Raw genomic sequence first — 15,932 nt, 5'->3', positions numbered from 1 at the left:
GGATGGAGGGGGCGGGCCTGTGCGGCGAGTGGTGGTCGATCCTGAGGTTCCCTCCCGGACCGCCGATCTCTTCCGCCAGCACGCATCGATGTTGTCGCGCATCCGCGCCGGCTGGAGCCCCGACCCTCCCGAGCCCGCCTCAAGGCTGCCCGTCCGTTTCCTGTGGTCCGGAGGGGCGATGTCGGCGCTCCTCCTGGCCTGCCTGCTCTTTCTCGCGGACGCCGGGCAGCTGTTCTTCTTCGTGCTCGCCCTGCTCGCCCTCGTGGTCCTCGTCGGTTTCCTCACCGCCCGCGAGCCGCTGGAGCCGGACACGACCGAGCACGACCTGTATCGCGAGGCCCGCTGGTACGAGGGCCGCTACCTGCTGCCCGCCGAGGACTTCGACTACAACGCCGGCCGGCTGCTCGAACGGGCCCAGCGGGCGATCGACCTCATCCTGCGCTCCCGGGTCAACGCCATGGGCATGCTCGACGACGTGCGCAACGCGGTGACGCTCCCCTCCCAGGAGTGGGAGATCGCCCAGCTGCTGACCAAGCTCTCCGCACTGCGGAACGAGCACCACGAGTTCGTGCACGGCGGCAGCACGCCGGAGGTGGCCGCGGCCATGGCACCGCTGGAGCGTGCCCTGGCCGCCAGCGAGGCCGCCGTGCTCGCACGGGTGGAGGCGTTGGAACGCTACGCGGGCCACGTGTCCGACGCCGAGCAGGCGCTACGCGCCCACGAGCAGATCGAGGTACTCCGCTCACGGCTTCCCCGCTATGAGGAACTCCTGGCGGAGTCGGGCGCCGACGCCTTCGCCGTACCGGAGATAGGGAGGCTGACCGAGGACGCCGATCACCTGGAGCAGGCGCTGCGCGACAGTGTCCGCTCGGCGCACGAGGCCTTCCGCCACCTCGACGGCGCTGCCGCCGGCGGAGCCGCCGGCCCCTCGACCGCTCCGAGCGAACCCTCCTCTCCCCCGAACTCCGGAGGCCCCCGAGGCCCCCGAGAGGACCCCTCGACCCCCTGAGGACGGATCTCCCCTCCCCGGGCGAACCGGCCCTTGTCACGGATCACAAAGAAGGCGAGGATAGCTCGCGTTCTTTGGAGGTAGCATGCGGATCCGCCTGGATGTAACCCTCGGCGTGGTCGTGCTGGTAGACGTGTTACGAGTCTTCCTGCCCTCGCTGATCACGCTCTTCGGCCGGGCGGGAAGCACTCCCGCGGAGATGATGGGCCTGTACGCCCTCTCCTGGTTCGTGCTGGCCTTCCTGACCGTCCCGCTGGCCAGACTCGTCCGGCCGCGGCTGATCGCTCTCGGTGCCGGATGCCTGCTGCTCCTGGCCCGGCCGGCGCTTCAGCTGACCGAGGGCGGGGACCCGCAGCTGTACGTGGCCAGCCTCGGCCTGCTGGCCGGGCTGGTCTGGCTGGTGGCGACCGCGATGGGCGGCCGGGACGCCCGGCCCGTGACGGCCGGGGTGATCGGCGGCCTGGCGGCCGCCACGGTGATCCACGCGGCACTGGACGGCATCGACCTGATGTGGCGGCCTGGAGCGGTCCCGTGGGCGCTGCTGGCTGTGGAGCTCGTGCTCTTCGGCTCGTTCCTGATCCGGGCGGAACCCCCGGACGAGGAGTACTCCGGCGCCCCCCGTGCCTGGCTGGCCATCGGCCCCGCCCTGCTGCTCTGGGGCCTCTACACGGGCAACACCGCGCACGCCCAGGCGGCGACCGTCTCCGCCCAGCAGGCCGCCGCCGTGGTCGTGGCGGCGTTCGCGGTGGTGTCGGCGGCGCCCGCCGCGCTGCCGGTGCTGCGCCGCCCGCTGCCGCCCGCCATCGCCCTGGTGGCCTCGGCGGTGGCGTTCACGCTGGGCAGGGCCACCGTGGACGGTGTCCACGGAGTGGCACCCGGCTGGACGATCGCCGCGCAGATCATCGGCCAGCTCGCGCTTGGCGCCTGTCTGGCGCACGCCGCGGCGACCCTCGGCCCGGACAGGGCGGCTCGGCGGGGCCTGGCCGCGGCAGGGGGCATGCTGCTGTTCGTCGTGTTCGTCTTCGGCTACTACGCCGCCTACGACCTCTACCTTCCCAACCAGTGGGTGCCGGTCTGCGCGGCACTCGTCGTCGCGGTGCTGGGCCTGGCGGGCAGCGCGGGCCTGCCGCGCCGCTCCTACGACCGGCGGTTCGCGGCGGTCGCCGTGGCCGCGGTGGCGCTGGCGGCGGCTGTCCCCCTCTGGCAGGGGGAGCGGCCTCGCTGGGAGGCACCGCGTGACGGGCTGCGGGTCGCCGCGTACAACATCAGGATGGGGTACGGCGAATCCGGCAGGCTCTCCCTGGAGCAGCAGGCCGACGCGCTCAGGGAGTTGCGGCCGCACGTGGTGGTGCTGAGCGAGGCCGACAGGGGCTGGCTGCTCAACGGCGGCCACGACGGGGTGCGGCTGATCGCCGAACGGCTGGACATGCACTACATCTGGGCCCCGGCGGCCGACGAGGTGTGGGGCGACGCCCTGCTCACCACGCTGCCGATCACCTCGATAAGGAACCACGTGCTGGTCCAGGGCGGACCGACCGGCGCGCAGGCACTGGAGGTCGGGTTGCGCTGGCAGGGCGGGGACATCACCGTGATCGGCACCCATCTGCAACCTCCGCCGGGCTGGCGCGAGCTCGACCAGGTCGAGCAGCTCGGCGGGATCGTCAGGGATGCCTCCAGAAGCGGCGCCCCGGTGATCGTGGCCGGTGACCTCAACCTTCAGCCCGGGGACCGGGCCTGGGAGGTGCTGACCGGCGCGGGCCTGACCGACCCCATCGCCCCGGTCAGGCCGTTCAACACCATTCCGTCCCAGGGACACTCGGTCGAGCAGATCGACCACGTGCTCGTCACCCCGGGTTTCACCGGAAAAGACCAGGTCAACCCTGATGTTCCGCACTCCGACCACCGCCCGATCGCGGTCACCCTGGTCGCCGGGCCTTGATCGGGTTCCGCTGGGTAGTGTCGGTTGCATGACAGGACGACCTGTACTGATCTTCGATGGCGACTGTGGCTTCTGCACGACGAGCGTCAGGTTCGCCGAGCGCCGCATCGGGGTTCACGCCCTGGTCGTCCCCTGGCAGTTCACCGACCTTCCGGCGCTGGGCGTCACCCGCGAGCGGGCCGAGCGCGAGGTGCTCTGGGTTCAGGACGGCGAGGTGCACGGCGGGGCGCAGGCGGTGGCCAGGCTGCTGATCGCCGCCGGTCTCCCCTGGAGCCCGCTGGGGTTCGTGCTGCGGGTCCCGCCGCTGCGCTGGGCGGCCCAGGGGCTCTACCGGCTGATCGCCGGCAACCGGCACCGCCTGCCCGGCGGCACCCCCGCCTGCGCCCTTCCTCCGGACCCCCGATGAAGGGCGTCCTGCTCGCCGCGTTCGAGCCGCTCGACGGCGGCGGCAACCCGTCATGGGAGGCGGTCGCCCTGGTGCCCGGGGTGCGGACCGCGCTGCTCCCCTGCCGGTTCGGCGAGGTGCTGGAGCAGTTGCGCGCTGTGGTGGCCGAGCACGACCCGGCGGTGGTCGTGTGCGTCGGGCAGGCCGGGGGACGGCCGGACGTGACCGTGGAGCGGGTGGCCGTCAACCTCGACGACGCGTGCGTCCCCGACGGCACCGGGCGGCAGCCGATCGACGAGCCGGTGGTGCGTGGCGGCCCGGCCGCCTACTTCGCCACGCTGCCGGTGAAGGCGTGCGTGGCGGCGGCGCGTGCGGTCGGGGTGCCCGCTAGCGTCTCGCAGAGCGCCGGCACGTTCCTGTGTAACCACCTCTTCTACGGCCTCATGCACCTGATCGCCACCGAGCGGCCGGGGGTCCGCGGTGGTTTCGTGCACGTGCCGTACAGCCCCGAGCAGGTCCTCGGCGAGGCCAGACCCTCCATGCCCGTCACGGTGACCGCCCAGGCGCTCACCGCGATCGTGACCACCGCCGTCTCCGTCTCGCTGGGCGGCGATCTCCGCCTGGTCGGTGGCTCCCTCCACTGACCGGACACCCGTGCGGGAAGGCGCCCCCGCATCGGGGCCGGCCGCTCCCCTTCCCCGGTCCGGTGAAAGCCGGTCCGCGGCCGGTCAGAGCGGCACGCCGTACACCACCCGACGGCCCGCGAACTCGGTCACGCTCCACAGCGTCCTCTTGTCCCGGACGCAGGTGAGGTCCTCAGGGCCCACCGGATAGGGCCGTCTGCGCACCGTGTCGCCGACCACGACCAGGGTGCCGTTCCCCGTGGCGCCCGCGGTCTGGCTGAGGTACCAGGTGCCGTTGTAGGAGAGCGCGCCCTGAATCTTGCCCGCGGGAAGCGCGTAGGCGTCCACGGCTTGGACGACGCCGCCGGCGGGGGCGTTCAGTGCTCCCTGCGCGGTCAGCTGCCAGCGGGCCACCCGTCCGATCGTGCCCGCCGTGTCGACGTACTCGCCACAGATCAGGGTGTGCGGGGCGGTACTGCGGTCGACGGCGGTGTGGGAGAAGCGCACGGTGCCGCTGGTGGTGGTCCAGGCATCGGTCTGCGGCATCACGTACCGGTAGCCGAACGCCTCGTATCCGCCGTCCTTCCTGCCGATCGCAGCCGTGCCGTCCCCGTTGACCTCGAAGATCTGCCGGGTGTCGAACACCCGCAGGCCCCGCGTGGTGTCGACGACGTACAGCAGGCCGCCGTACCAGGCGACGCCGCCGGCGTGGATGTTGATCGGCGTGATGTTCCCGTCGGCGGCGACCCGCACGAGCAGGACGTGCCGGTACCGGAGTGTCGCGGTGTTCAGGAAGGTCAGGCGCGCACCCCGCTCGGCTCCCGACGTCGGCGAGTGGTACCAGCTCACCACGAACGTGCTCCCGCCGATCCCGGCGTCGGAGGCGGAGGTCAGGCCCTGGGGATACCACTCCCTGGTGACGTTGTCGTCCGCGTCGAAGCAGTACCAGTCAACGGGTTTGGGAGTCATCTTGGCGAACGCCCCGGCACCGGTCGATCCCTTTCTGGCCGCGACGCGGTTCGCCTTGGCCAGCACGGCGTCGAGGGACACACGTTGGAGTTCCCTCTCCAGGATCTTGATCCCGGCCGTGAGGCCGCCGGCGTCCCGTTTCAACCCGAACGGCTCTGCCGATGCGGCCTTCATCTGACTCATGAGGGGGTCTCCTTGTCCGGTCTCGCCAGGATTGGCGGATCAAGATACGGAGTTCATGAGTATGCCTTTACTCAAATCCCTTTTGTAGTTAGAAGGGCCAGGTATGGACGGGCTCCCCGGTCAGCGACAGCTCCCGGTACCGGCTCACCAGGCGCGCCCGCGCCGCCTGGTCGCCCCCCATCCCGACCAGGGTCTTCCGCTGCCAGATCGCACCGGTACGGCGGCGCGTGACGCGTTCCCGCACAATGTCCAGCGCCCACCGGATCTCACTCGGCTCCACGCCCATCCTGCCGAGACCGGTCTCGGCGACCGGCAGCAGGTCCAGGGCGAGCCGCCAGGCCGGGACCTCCTCGCGCAGGCCGGGCCAGATCAGCGGCGCGTCCAGGCCGTGGATCGCGCCTCGGTAGAAGTTGCGGTAGGCCCCGGCGAAGGGGAACTCCTCCACCGGTTGGAGGGCCAGGGCCGCGGTCAGCCCGAGCAGGAACGCGCTGTTGGCCGCCATGTCCGCCGCGCTCGGCCCCGCGGGCAGGGCGCGCATCTCCACTCGGAGGTGGCCGCCGTCGACCGGGTCGTAGACCGGCCGGTTCCACTGCCACACGGTGCCCTGGTGGAGCCGGAGCTCGGCCAGCTTCGGGACGCCGCCCTCGGGCACCTCCTCCGGTACCGAGCTCATCGGCAGCACCGGCTCGTAGTCGCGGACGCATGTCTCGAACAGTTCCTCGGCGCTCTGCGCCCAGCCGGAGCCGAACGCCACCCGCCGGTCCCTGCGGTCGAGCCGCTCCACGTCCCGGTCGTCGGCGGCCTCCTCGAACAGCGCGATCCTCGTCTCCTCCCAGAGCTGCCTGCCCAGGAAGGCGGGTGAATTGCCGCTGACCGCGAGGACCGGGCCGATGGCCAGCTGGGCGGCGTTGTAAACGCGGGCGAAATCGCCGGGAGGCGTACGGAGATGGACCTGCCAGGAGGTGTTGGCGCTCTCCAGGATCACCCCCTCGACCTCAAGCTCCAGCAGCTCGACCCCCTCGATGCGCACCCGGAACGGCTCCGTGCGCAGCCGCCGCATGCCCCTGGCCAGCGCTCGGTAGCGGCCCTCGCCGCTCAGCGCCTCGTGGTTGAAGTCGAACTCGCTCAGTGAGGGCAGGATCCCGATCACCACGACCTGCCCGCCCTGGGTCGCGGCCGCCGCGTCCACCACGGCCATGATCTCCCGCATCTCGCGCGTCAGAGCGGTGAACGGCCGCCCGGCGATCGGCAACGGGGTCAGGTTGGCCTCCAGGTTGAACCTGCCCAGTTCCAGCGTGAGCCGGGCGTCGTCGGCGGCGACCTGCACCTCGCGGTTACGTGGAAGCGGCCGACCGTCGGGCGTTATGAGAAACATCTCCAGCTCAGCCCCGATCGTCACGGGACCTGCACCGAAATCAGGCCGCGCGAGCACCTCGCGGAGGGTGTCGATCTGCTCCACCAGTCTCTCCCCGAAGCGGACGAACTCCACTTCGGAGAAACGGTCCTTGTCGACTTTCTGCCCCATCACACCGTCCGATCAGTTGGTCCTCGTGCTCCCTCCCTCTCTCCCAGCTTGCGCCTTCTAATCAGTGCTTTCGTCACAGCCCTCCGTGGACGACGGCGCGCGGCGCGTCCCGGGAGCCCGTCCCCCTTTCCACGGTCTCCCTTCAGTACTTTCGTCACAGCCCTCCGTGAACGACGGCGCGCGGCGCGTTCCGGGAGCCTGCGCGCCCTTTCCATGGTCTCCCCGACTTCCCACGATGCCTCGTGGACGCCGAGAAGGGAACGGTGGCCGGGACCGGCTTGAGTAGTGTCAGGTTCGAGCGGGGCCGAAAGGCAGAGGCCGACAGCCGGAAGAGAGTGTGCGCAAGTGCGAGCGGTGGTCTTCGACGAGTTTGGAGCCGATCTTGAGGTCCGGGAGGTGCCCGCCCCCGAACCACCACCCGGCGGAGCGGTCATCCGCGTGGAGGCCACCGGGCTCTGCCGGAGCGACTGGCACGGCTGGCAGGGTCACGACCCGGACATCCAGGTCCCCCACGTGCCAGGGCATGAGCTTGCCGGGGTGGTCGAGGCGGTGGGCGCGGGCGTCGCCTCGTGGCGGCCCGGCGACCGGGTGACCGTCCCGTTCGTCTGCGCCTGCGGTTCCTGCGCGGCGTGCGCGGCCGGTGAGCAGCAGGTCTGCGAGCGTCAGACCCAGCCGGGATTCACCCATTGGGGGTCCTTCGCCGAGTACGTGGCGATCGATCACGCGGACGTGAACCTGGTGCGGCTCCCCGAGGAGATGAGCTTCGGCACCGCCGCGAGCCTGGGCTGCCGCTTCGCCACCGCCTACCGGGCCGTGGCCTCCGTGGGCCGGGCGCGGCCCGGCGAGTGGGTGGCCGTGCACGGCTGCGGCGGTGTGGGCCTGTCCGCCGTCATGATCGCGGCCGCGGCCGGGGCCAGGGTGATCGCCGTGGACATCTCCACGGGCGCCCTGGAGATGGCCCGGGCGTTCGGCGCCACCGCCTGCGTCAGTGCCGCCCCGGCCGAGGCCGACGTCCCCGCGCGGGTCATGGAGCTCACCTCGGGGGGCGCCCACGTCTCCATCGACGCGCTCGGCAGCCCCGAAACGTGCGCGGCGTCGATCGAGAGCCTACGCCGCCGGGGACGCCACGTTCAGGTCGGTCTGCTGCCGGGGCTCACCGCGCTGCCGATGGACCGGGTGATCGGCTACGAACTCGAACTTCTCGGTAGCCACGGCATGGCCGCGCGCGCCTACCCGGCGATGCTGGAGGCCGTCACCGACGGCACCCTCCGCCCGGACGCCCTGATCACCCGCTCCATCGGCCTTCAGGAGGCGGGAGCCGCACTCGCCTCGATCGGATCCGTCCCCGGCGTCACGATGATCATTCCATCTCTGCGGTGACGGCCCGGCCACGTGACCTCGGCCGTCACCCCTTGCTCACCCTGAGAGAGGTCTCCAGGACCCTGCTGAACCTCAGCCGGCCGCGTGACCTCGGCCGTCACCCCTTGCTCACCGGACTCCCCAACTGATCCACAGGTCACTTCCAAGAGGCCGCGCCCAGACTGTGCGAACTCAACAGAAGGAGAACGACCTGTGAAGATCGCACTGGTCACCGGGGCCGGGCGGGGCATCGGCCGGGAGACCGCCCGACAGCTCGCCGAACGCGAGATGATCGTGTTCGCCGGAGTCCGCGAGGAGAACCACGCTCCCGAAGGCACCCGTCCCATACTGCTCGACGTCACCGACCCGGCGGCGGTCGCGAGCGCGGCCAAGATCGTCGGTGAGGAGTTCGGACGACTGGACGTACTGGTCAACAATGCCGCGACCTGCGGTGACTTCGGCATGACCCCGGCGGAGGTGACCGCCAAGCACATGCGGGCCACCTACGAGGTGGGCGTCTTCGGGGTCGTCACGGTCACCCACGCGATGATCCCGCTGCTGCGGGCGGCCGGCGAGGCCAGGATCGTCAACATGACGACCCGGCTGGCCTCGATCAGCCTCACCTCCGCCGGAGACGACCTCAACGTCGCGTGGCCGATGCTGGCCTACAACTCCGCCAAGAGCGCGCTCAACGCGCTCACCGTGCTCTACGCCAACGAGCTGCGCGGCTCCGGCATCCTGGTCAACGCCGTCGATCCCGGCCACTGCGCCACCGACCTGACCGGCCACACCGGAACCCGTACGGCGGCGGAGGGCGCGGCGGTGGCCGTACGGATGGCGACCCTCGGCGGCGACGGCCCGACCGGCACGTTCAGCTCCCAGGAGGGCCCCATCCCCTGGTAGCCGGACCCACCAACGGCGGCGGGCCGGGGAGAGCCTCAGTGGGTGGCTCCCCGGCCCGCCGCCGGCCGGTTGGAGCCAAGGAGGGCCGGTGGACGTTCGTCTGCGTCGAGGACATCCGCATCTGACACCCGTGGACGTCGGTGGACGATTTCAAACCGGATAAAGATCAGAAGGCCGGGGTTTCGAGCCGGCCGCACAGATACCTGGGGCTCGTCAACTTGACCCGGCCCTAAAGGACCGGGCTTGGAGGTAGGGCACCACTGGCTGTGGTGTGGCCTCCTCCGTCCAGACCACCTACGGGGTGGCTGGGACGCGTGACTCACGCCCCGCAATCCACGCAGCCTCGCCGCGTGCGGCGATGTTGCGGGAGGCATTCCGGTCGGCGTGGGCAACGACCCCGCAGTTCCGGCAGACGAAGAGGGCCTGGTTGACCCGGTTGTTCTTCTCGATGTGGTGGCAGTCGGCGCATTCCTGACTGGTACAGGCCGGATCAACGCGCACCAGCGGGACGCCCGCCCGCCGCGCTTTGTACTCAAGAAAGGCCCCGAGCTGGTGGAAAGCCCAGGAGTGGAGCATGACCCGTTGGGGCTTGCGGAGCCGTACCCTCTCCCGGATTCCGCCCAGGTCTTCCAGGGCGATACCGGACGAGGTGCGTGCAGCCTCGGTCACGATCTTCTTCGAGATGATGTGGTTGACGTTCGCGGCGTGCCGCCGCTCTTTGCGACGGCGGCGCTTAAGCCGTCGCCTGGCGGACTTGGTGCCCTTGGCCTGAAGCTTACGGCGAAGTTCGAGCTGCCGCTTGCGGTGCCGGTTCAGACCACGTCCGTTGAACGGCGTCATGCCGTCCACGGTGGCGATGTTGACGATGCCGAGGTCCACGCCGAGCCAGCCGTCGGGGTACTCGTTGACCGGGGCCTCAGGTACCTCGCACACAGCGATCAGGTAGAAGGCGCCGTCGCGTTCGATCAGATCGGACTCGCCCCTACGGTGTTCACGCAGCGCCTTGAGCGCCTCGGCCGAACAGACGAAGCGGACGTTCCTGATACGCCCGGCGGTGGTCCAGATACTGACGGTCTGAGCGTCGTACTGCCAGCTCAGACACCGGTCGTCAAACGGGTGCGCCGCCTGTGGACGGAAGGTGATCGGCGTGGACTCCGCTTTGATCCGGCGCTTGGAGCCCTTCTTGCCGAGGTTGCCGGCACGGACGTTCGCCTTCAACGTGGTGTAGGCATCGCGGACCTTCTTGATGGTGTGCTGAGCGGCCTGTGCCCCCAGCCCCCGCGCCTTCAACTCGGCGTAGGTGTGCTTGCGCAGCTCATACTCACGCGGCACGCCGTGCTCGAATGCCACGGCCGACACCCGGTTCGCGGCGTCGTTGACCGCATGCAGGGTAGCCGACAGCGCAGTGGCCTGATCGGCCTGCGGCATCAGCTTCACCTGCACGACGACCTTCACTTGGAAGATCGTATGATCTGTGTCACCACGCCGGGAGCCGAACCCCGACATTCGCAGGGGCCGTACACTCGTCTGCACCCTCTGCGCACACGTGGTCTTCACACCCGGGTATCGGCGCGGACCGTTCACCGACGAAATCCTCAGGCGGTGCGAAGACGTCATGCGGGCCGTCCGCGCCGACTTCGAGACCGAACCGGTCGAGTTCAACGGCGAGCGTGATCACGTGCACCTGCTGGTGCGCTACCCGCCGAAAGTCTCCCTGTCCAGGCTGGTCGGCTCCCTGTCCAGGCTGGTCGGCTCCCTCAAGGGCGTGTCCGCCCGGAGATCGCGACAGCAATACCCCGACCACATCGGCAAATACCTGTGGGGTGCCCACTTCCGGTCGCCCTCGTACTTCGCGGCCCGGTGCGGCGGAGCACCGCTGTCCATCATCAAGGAATACATCGAGAGCCAGAAACGCTCAGGCTGAGCCGCTCTCCGAAAGTTGCCGTCACCGCACCGCTCGGCCCTTGGCGGGCCTCCCGCGCTGCCGTTTCCTCCCGGGCGTGAACGCCCAGGGTTCCACGACAGATCACGCTGAACAGGCGCTACGCCGTCAGGCGCTCTCGCTGACATCTTGTCGGGCACGTTGTCCGGTTTCGCCTTTCGCGTTACTTAGCGGATCCTAGATTTACTTCCATGACGATAAGGGTCGGCCTGGTCGGTGCCGGGCAGCGGGCGTCGGAGGTTCACGCGCCCGCGCTCGCCGCATGTGCCGAAACCGAGTTCGCCGGGGTGTGGGCGCGTTCTCACGGCGCGTCGGCCGAGCTGGCCGCCCGGTACCGGGCACGGGTCTTCGAGAGCTACCACGACCTGCTTGAGGAGTGCGACGCCGTCGCCCTCGCGGTGCCGCCCGCCGCCCAGGCCGAGCTCGGCGCCCACGCGGCGCACGCACGCAAGGCGGTGCTGCTGGAGAAGCCGATCGCCGGGGACATCGCGGGTGCGGAGAACCTTCTCATGGCGGTCGATCGGGGCGGAGCCGTCTCGCAGGTCGCGCTGGTCTGGCGCCATGCTCCCGCGATCCAGCGGTTTCTGGACGCGGCCGAGCGGACGTGGCCGGTGGGCGGCAGCGGCCTTGCCATCTCGGGGACGCAGACCGACGAATCATCGGCGAGCCCGTGGCGGCTTGAACGCAGCGTCGTGCTCGAACTCGGCCCCGACCTCGTCGATCTGCTGGAGGCCGCGCTGGGAAGGGTGGTCGACGTACGCGCACAGGGGGATCCGTCCGGCTGGTTCGGGCTGCTGCTTGAGCACGAGGGCGGGCGGTTCAGCCAGGCCTCCCTGTACGCCAGGGCGGTGATCGACCCACCGCGAGCCGAGGTCGAGATCTACGGGCCCGGCGGTGCCACGTCGATCGACTGCGTGGCCGCGGTGGGCCGGGAGGCGTACGAGGCGATGTACCGGGACTTCGCCGGGGCCGTCGAGCGCGGCACACCGCCCCCCACGGACGTACGGCACGGCCTGCACCTGCAACAGGTGATCGAGGCGGCGGAGACCGACCTGATCCGCAGCGGGCCGTCCACGATCGCCCCCTGAAACTCAAGCATCCGACCGCCATGACGAGGACATCGCATGATCACCAAGGGCACTGTCGACCGTCTCATCCGCTTCGACAGCGGAGGTCTGCCGGTTCTCTCCATGTACGTCGCCGTGGGCCACGACGGCCTTGACGCCGTCCGTACCCGGTTGAACAGCCTCATCACCCAGATCCGCCCGCTCACCGAGGACCCGTCGCTCGACCGGCGGGCACGGCTCTCGTTGCGGCAGGACATCGAGCGTATCGAGGGCACGCCGGATCTCGGGCGGGGCACGATCGGCGCCGTCGCGGTGTTCGCATGCGGTGAGGGTGGCCTGTTCGAGGTCGTGCTGCTCCCGCGCAAGGTGCGTGACCAGGTCGTGGTGGACCAGACCCCGTACGTCCGTCCCATGCTCGCGGTGCTCGACGAGTACCACCGCTGCTGTGTCCTGGTCGTCAACAAGGAGTCGGCCCGCGCGTGGGAGCTGTACCAGACGGAGATGCGCGAGATCGGCGAGGTGCGAGGGCGCACCCTGCGCAAGCCCGACTACGCCGGCTGGGCCGGTCTCGCCGAGTACCGGGTCCGCAACAAGGCCGACGACCTCACCAAACGCCACTATCGCCAGACCGTGAGCCTGCTGGACGAGATCTTCCGCGCCGAGGGCCACGACCTGCTGATCATTGGCGGCTACCACGATGAGGTCACCGTCTTCCTGGACTTCCTGCCGCAGCAACTGCGCCCGAAGGTCGCGGGCGTCTTCAACGTCGACATGGGCAAGGTGGCGACGCCCGAGGAGATCCGGGAGAGCGCCGAGCGCATCGTCGCCGACTACGAACGCGAGGAGGAACGCCGCCTGGTGCAGCAGGTCTTCGAGAGGGCCGCCGTCGGTGGCAACGCCGCGATAGGGGTCGACGAATGCCTGTGGGGCGGCACCACCGCCGCGATCGACACCCTGCTCATCCAGGACGGCGCCGAGGTTCCTGGCGTGATCTGCGATGAATCCGGCTGGCTGGCCCGCTCCGGCCAGACCTGTCCTCTCTGCGGCGGTGCCACGCGCCAGGTCCCCGACGTCCTCGACGAACTGACCGAAACGGTCATCAACGAGGGCGGCTCCGTCGAACACGTCGCCGTCGACACCCAACTGAAAGACCACGTCACAGCCGCCGCCCTCCGCTTCCCGCTCCCTCCGAAACCCTGACCGCCGGCTGGACCGGCTGTGCTGTCCCGTATCACTCAGACAACCTGAGCCTCGTGGAATGTCCCGGTACGGCAACCAGGAGGGTGCGGTACGCGTCCAACGGATCATGAAACGATCCATCGGCGCCGGACTGCTCGCCACCACCTCGGCGGTGGCGGCGGTGGCCATGCTGGCGACCACGACCGCGTGCGCCCCGACCGCCTCCTCCACTCGGGGCACCGCCCAGGCTTCCGCCGGCGCTCCCGCGAGCCTCTCCCCCGCACCAGGCAGCACACCCGCGCGTCCCGCCACCGTCCAGGCCGCCGGCCTGCGGGTCGCGGACACCGGTTCCACCACAGGGCGCACCGTCCGCAGATACCGGTCAGGAACGCCATCGGGTTCGGAGTGTGGGTGAGCGTGGACAGGCCCATCGCGTGCAGGGCCGCGATGAAGAACCCGCAGGCGATGCCGACGCTCTCGTTGACGTAGTAGTGCTTGACCCTGGTGCCGTCGGGGCGCACGCCGTACTTCTCCGCGAAACAGACCACCAGCCACGGCACCGCAAGCCCGCGGTGGGCCACAGCAGGCCCGCGCGTACGACAGCCTGAGCCGGGTCAGCCTCTACCGAGGTGATCATGCCCGAGGGGTCACCTACGCTCAGCGAGGACTACAGGTCCCGGACATCACCAGCAGCCAGGGTGATCGTGCTCTCTTCTACCGAATCGGGCGGGTCGAGGAGCATCCGGGCGGGGAGTGGCCGGAGTCGGCGGTCGTAGGCTGGGGCCCAGGGTTGTGAAGATCGGGAGGTTTGACATGGAGTACGTGCGCCTGGGATCCACCGGCATGAAGGTGTCGAGGGTCTGCCTCGGCATGATGAGCTACGGTGATCCCGCCAAGTGGGGTGAGTGGGTGCTCGACGAGGCCGCCGCCGAGCCGATCGTGCGCCGGGCGGTCGAGGCGGGGATCACCTTCTTTGACACTGCCGACGTCTACTCGCTGGGCGGCAGCGAGGAGGTCACCGGCCGGCTGCTGAGCGGGCTCTTCGCCGACCGGGACGACTATGTGCTGGCCACCAAGGTGTGCCTGCCGATGGGCAAGGGTGTCAACGACCGCGGCCTGTCGCGCAAGCACATCCTGTCCTCGATCGACGCCTCGCTGCGCCGGTTGGGCACCGACTACGTGGACCTCTACCAGATCCACCGCTGGGACCCGGAAACCCCGATCGAGGAGACCATGGAGGCCCTGCACGACGTGGTCCGCGCGGGCAAGGCCCGCTACATCGGCGCCTCCAGCATGTACGCCTGGCAGTTCGCCAAGGCCCAGCACGTCGCCGAGGTCCACGAATGGACAAAGTTCGCATCAATGCAGAATCATTACAATCTGCTCTACCGTGAGGAGGAGCGGGAGATGAACCCGCTCTGCCGCGACCAGGGGGTGGGCCTGATCCCGTGGAGCCCGCTGGCCCGGGGGCTGCTCGCCCGCGCCGGAGCCGAGGAGGCCACCACCCGCGCGGGCAGCGACCCGCGCATCGAGGCCCTCTATGACGACGCCGACAACGACCGGCTGATCCTGGAGCGGGTCGCCCAGCTGGCCGGGGAGCGCGAGGTCCCTCCCGCCCAGGTGGCGCTCTCCTGGCTGCTCCACCAGCCCGGCCTGTCGGCGCCGATCGTGGGCGCGACCAAGAACAGGCACGTGGACGACGCGGTCGCCGCGGTGGACCTGCCCCTGAGCGAGAAGGAGCTCGCCTTCCTCGCCGAGCCGTACCGCCCCCGGGCCGTCAAGCACTGACCTTTCCGGCTCACCCGCGTGTGCCCGGGTGGGCCACCCGATGTCCGGGAGGCCCACCCGGGCGGCACAGCGCGCACCGGCCCCCTGCCCGCCCGGCATCACGGCATGACGCCCCGCCAGGACATCCGGGCCCGGCGGGGCGTCCGCATCCGTACCGGGCGGGACGAGCGAGGTTCGGCGGGCGCCCGACCGGCTGGCTTACTCAACAGGACCACATGTGAGCTTTTGTCAGGATTTACCGCCTGTGGCGCTACATCTCCAGAGATACGCGCATATGAGGGGGAGATAGTAGTTCCGACCGTGGATTGATCAACGGAGGATCCGATGGTTCGAAAGATGATCATCCTGGTGGCCGTCACCATGGCCGCGATGGGCGGTACGGCCGGCGCCGTCGTCTCCCCCTCTCCCCAGGCCATCCCCCAGCAGGACAGGGACTTCCTCGTCCAGGCACACCAGGCCAACCTGACCGAGATCGAGTCGAGCAAGGCCGCCCGGGAGAAGACCGCCGGCCAGCAGGACCGGGAGGTCACCAGGACCGTCCGCAAGCTGGCGAAGAAATTCATCAAGGACCACAAGAAACTCGACAAGGCCGTCCGCCAGGTGGCCGATCAGCTCGGCGTCAAACTTCCCGACACGCCCAACACGGAGCAGCGCAAGCAGCTCGACGAGGTGTCGGCCCTGAGCGGCGCGGAGTTCGACAGGGCCTGGATCAGCGCGGAACTCCACGGCCACCACGAGACCCTCGCCGCCGTGGAGCAGGAGATCGAGAACGGCTCCTCCCCCGAGGTGAAGGAGCTCGCCACCGAGGCCAAGCCCATCGTGCAGGAGCACATAGACCTGCTGCTCAAGGCCGAGAGGGCCTCCACTCCCGGCCCCTCGGAAAGTGCCGGCCCCCCGGAAAGTGCCGGCCCTTCGGAAAGCCCGAGCCTCTCAGAAAGCCCCAGCCCCTCGGAGAGCTGAGGCGAGCAGCGCGGCGCTCCGGGCGGCTCCCCACTCGAAGATTCCCGCGAGGCCGAGCGTCGCTCCGGCGACCTTGCCCGGCCGGCCACGAAACGACGGTC

The 15,932-nt window shown here is 70.0% G+C and carries 15 protein-coding genes; 12 read left to right on the top strand and 3 right to left on the bottom strand.

All coding sequences use genetic code 11. From position 1 onward, the window contains the following. Nucleotides 1-88 precede the first annotated feature (88 nt). The 4 genes from OIE13_RS08295 to pcp all read left to right on the top strand — a co-directional run bounded on the left by OIE13_RS08295 (nt 89) and on the right by pcp (nt 3,977). Nucleotides 89-1,009, top strand: a complete 921-nt coding sequence (locus OIE13_RS08295; protein WP_326641387.1) for a hypothetical protein — start codon at nt 89-91, stop codon at nt 1,007-1,009. Between the two features lie 85 nt (nt 1,010-1,094). Continuing rightward, nucleotides 1,095-2,948: an endonuclease/exonuclease/phosphatase family protein gene (locus tag OIE13_RS08290; protein WP_326641389.1), complete on the top strand. Its 1,854-nt coding sequence runs from the start codon at nt 1,095-1,097 to the stop codon at nt 2,946-2,948. Nucleotides 2,949-2,976: 28 nt separating this feature from the next. Continuing rightward, nucleotides 2,977-3,354 carry a thiol-disulfide oxidoreductase DCC family protein gene (locus OIE13_RS08285; RefSeq protein WP_326641391.1) on the top strand — a complete coding sequence of 126 codons (378 nt, stop codon included), beginning with the start codon at nt 2,977-2,979 and terminating at the stop codon, nt 3,352-3,354. Continuing rightward, complete coding sequence (gene pcp / locus OIE13_RS08280) at nt 3,351-3,977, top strand: pyroglutamyl-peptidase I (RefSeq protein ID WP_326641393.1); 627 nt, start codon at nt 3,351-3,353, stop codon at nt 3,975-3,977. The genes OIE13_RS08285 and pcp overlap by 4 nt, the downstream gene beginning before the upstream one ends. An 84-nt stretch (nt 3,978-4,061) precedes the next feature. Here pcp and OIE13_RS08275 read toward each other — a convergent pair whose 3' ends face one another. Then, nucleotides 4,062-5,108 (bottom strand): hypothetical protein, encoded by a 1,047-nt coding sequence (locus OIE13_RS08275; RefSeq protein WP_326641395.1) that lies wholly within the window; start codon nt 5,106-5,108, stop codon nt 4,062-4,064. 88 nt (nt 5,109-5,196) lie between these two features. Next, nucleotides 5,197-6,633 (bottom strand): glutamate--cysteine ligase, encoded by a 1,437-nt coding sequence (locus OIE13_RS08270; protein WP_326641397.1) that lies wholly within the window; start codon nt 6,631-6,633, stop codon nt 5,197-5,199. Nucleotides 6,634-6,978: 345 nt separating this feature from the next. Here OIE13_RS08270 and OIE13_RS08265 point away from each other — a divergent pair, with 345 nt between their 5' ends. After that, on the top strand, nt 6,979-8,013 hold the full coding sequence (locus OIE13_RS08265) for a zinc-binding dehydrogenase (RefSeq protein ID WP_326641399.1): 1,035 nt from the start codon (nt 6,979-6,981) through the stop codon (nt 8,011-8,013). Between the two features lie 192 nt (nt 8,014-8,205). Continuing rightward, nucleotides 8,206-8,895: an SDR family NAD(P)-dependent oxidoreductase gene (locus OIE13_RS08260; RefSeq protein ID WP_326829834.1), complete on the top strand. Its 690-nt coding sequence runs from the start codon at nt 8,206-8,208 to the stop codon at nt 8,893-8,895. A gap of 294 nt (nt 8,896-9,189) precedes the next feature. Here the strand turns inward: OIE13_RS08260 and OIE13_RS08255 are convergent, their stop codons facing one another. After that, nucleotides 9,190-10,350: an RNA-guided endonuclease InsQ/TnpB family protein gene (locus tag OIE13_RS08255; protein ID WP_326829833.1), complete on the bottom strand. Its 1,161-nt coding sequence runs from the start codon at nt 10,348-10,350 to the stop codon at nt 9,190-9,192. Nucleotides 10,351-10,369: 19 nt separating this feature from the next. On the opposite strand from OIE13_RS08255, the gene tnpA reads away from it, so the two are divergent. From tnpA to OIE13_RS08225, 6 genes are all read left to right on the top strand, one after another. Then, nucleotides 10,370-10,819, top strand: coding sequence for an IS200/IS605 family transposase (gene tnpA / locus OIE13_RS08250; protein WP_326829832.1), 450 nt, complete (start codon nt 10,370-10,372; stop codon nt 10,817-10,819). A 209-nt stretch (nt 10,820-11,028) separates the two neighbouring features. Then, nucleotides 11,029-11,925 (top strand): Gfo/Idh/MocA family protein, encoded by an 897-nt coding sequence (locus tag OIE13_RS08245; RefSeq protein ID WP_326829831.1) that lies wholly within the window; start codon nt 11,029-11,031, stop codon nt 11,923-11,925. Between the two features lie 36 nt (nt 11,926-11,961). Further along, nucleotides 11,962-13,104: a baeRF10 domain-containing protein gene (locus OIE13_RS08240; RefSeq protein ID WP_326641405.1), complete on the top strand. Its 1,143-nt coding sequence runs from the start codon at nt 11,962-11,964 to the stop codon at nt 13,102-13,104. A 106-nt stretch (nt 13,105-13,210) separates the two neighbouring features. Further along, entirely contained in the window at nt 13,211-13,498 is a 288-nt protein-coding gene (locus tag OIE13_RS08235) for a hypothetical protein (RefSeq protein ID WP_326641407.1), read from the top strand. Nucleotides 13,499-13,896: 398 nt separating this feature from the next. Continuing rightward, nucleotides 13,897-14,871: an aldo/keto reductase gene (locus tag OIE13_RS08230; RefSeq protein ID WP_326641409.1), complete on the top strand. Its 975-nt coding sequence runs from the start codon at nt 13,897-13,899 to the stop codon at nt 14,869-14,871. Nucleotides 14,872-15,195: 324 nt separating this feature from the next. Beyond that, entirely contained in the window at nt 15,196-15,831 is a 636-nt protein-coding gene (locus OIE13_RS08225; RefSeq protein ID WP_326829830.1) for a DUF4142 domain-containing protein, read from the top strand. The last annotated feature ends 101 nt before the right edge of the window (nt 15,832-15,932 follow it).

Origin of the sequence: Streptosporangium sp. NBC_01810 (assembly GCF_035917355.1) — a bacterium.
Classification (GTDB): domain Bacteria; phylum Actinomycetota; class Actinomycetes; order Streptosporangiales; family Streptosporangiaceae; genus Streptosporangium.
The sequence above is the reverse complement of the archived record's forward strand: the minus strand, read 5'-3'. Positions and strand labels throughout refer to the sequence as shown.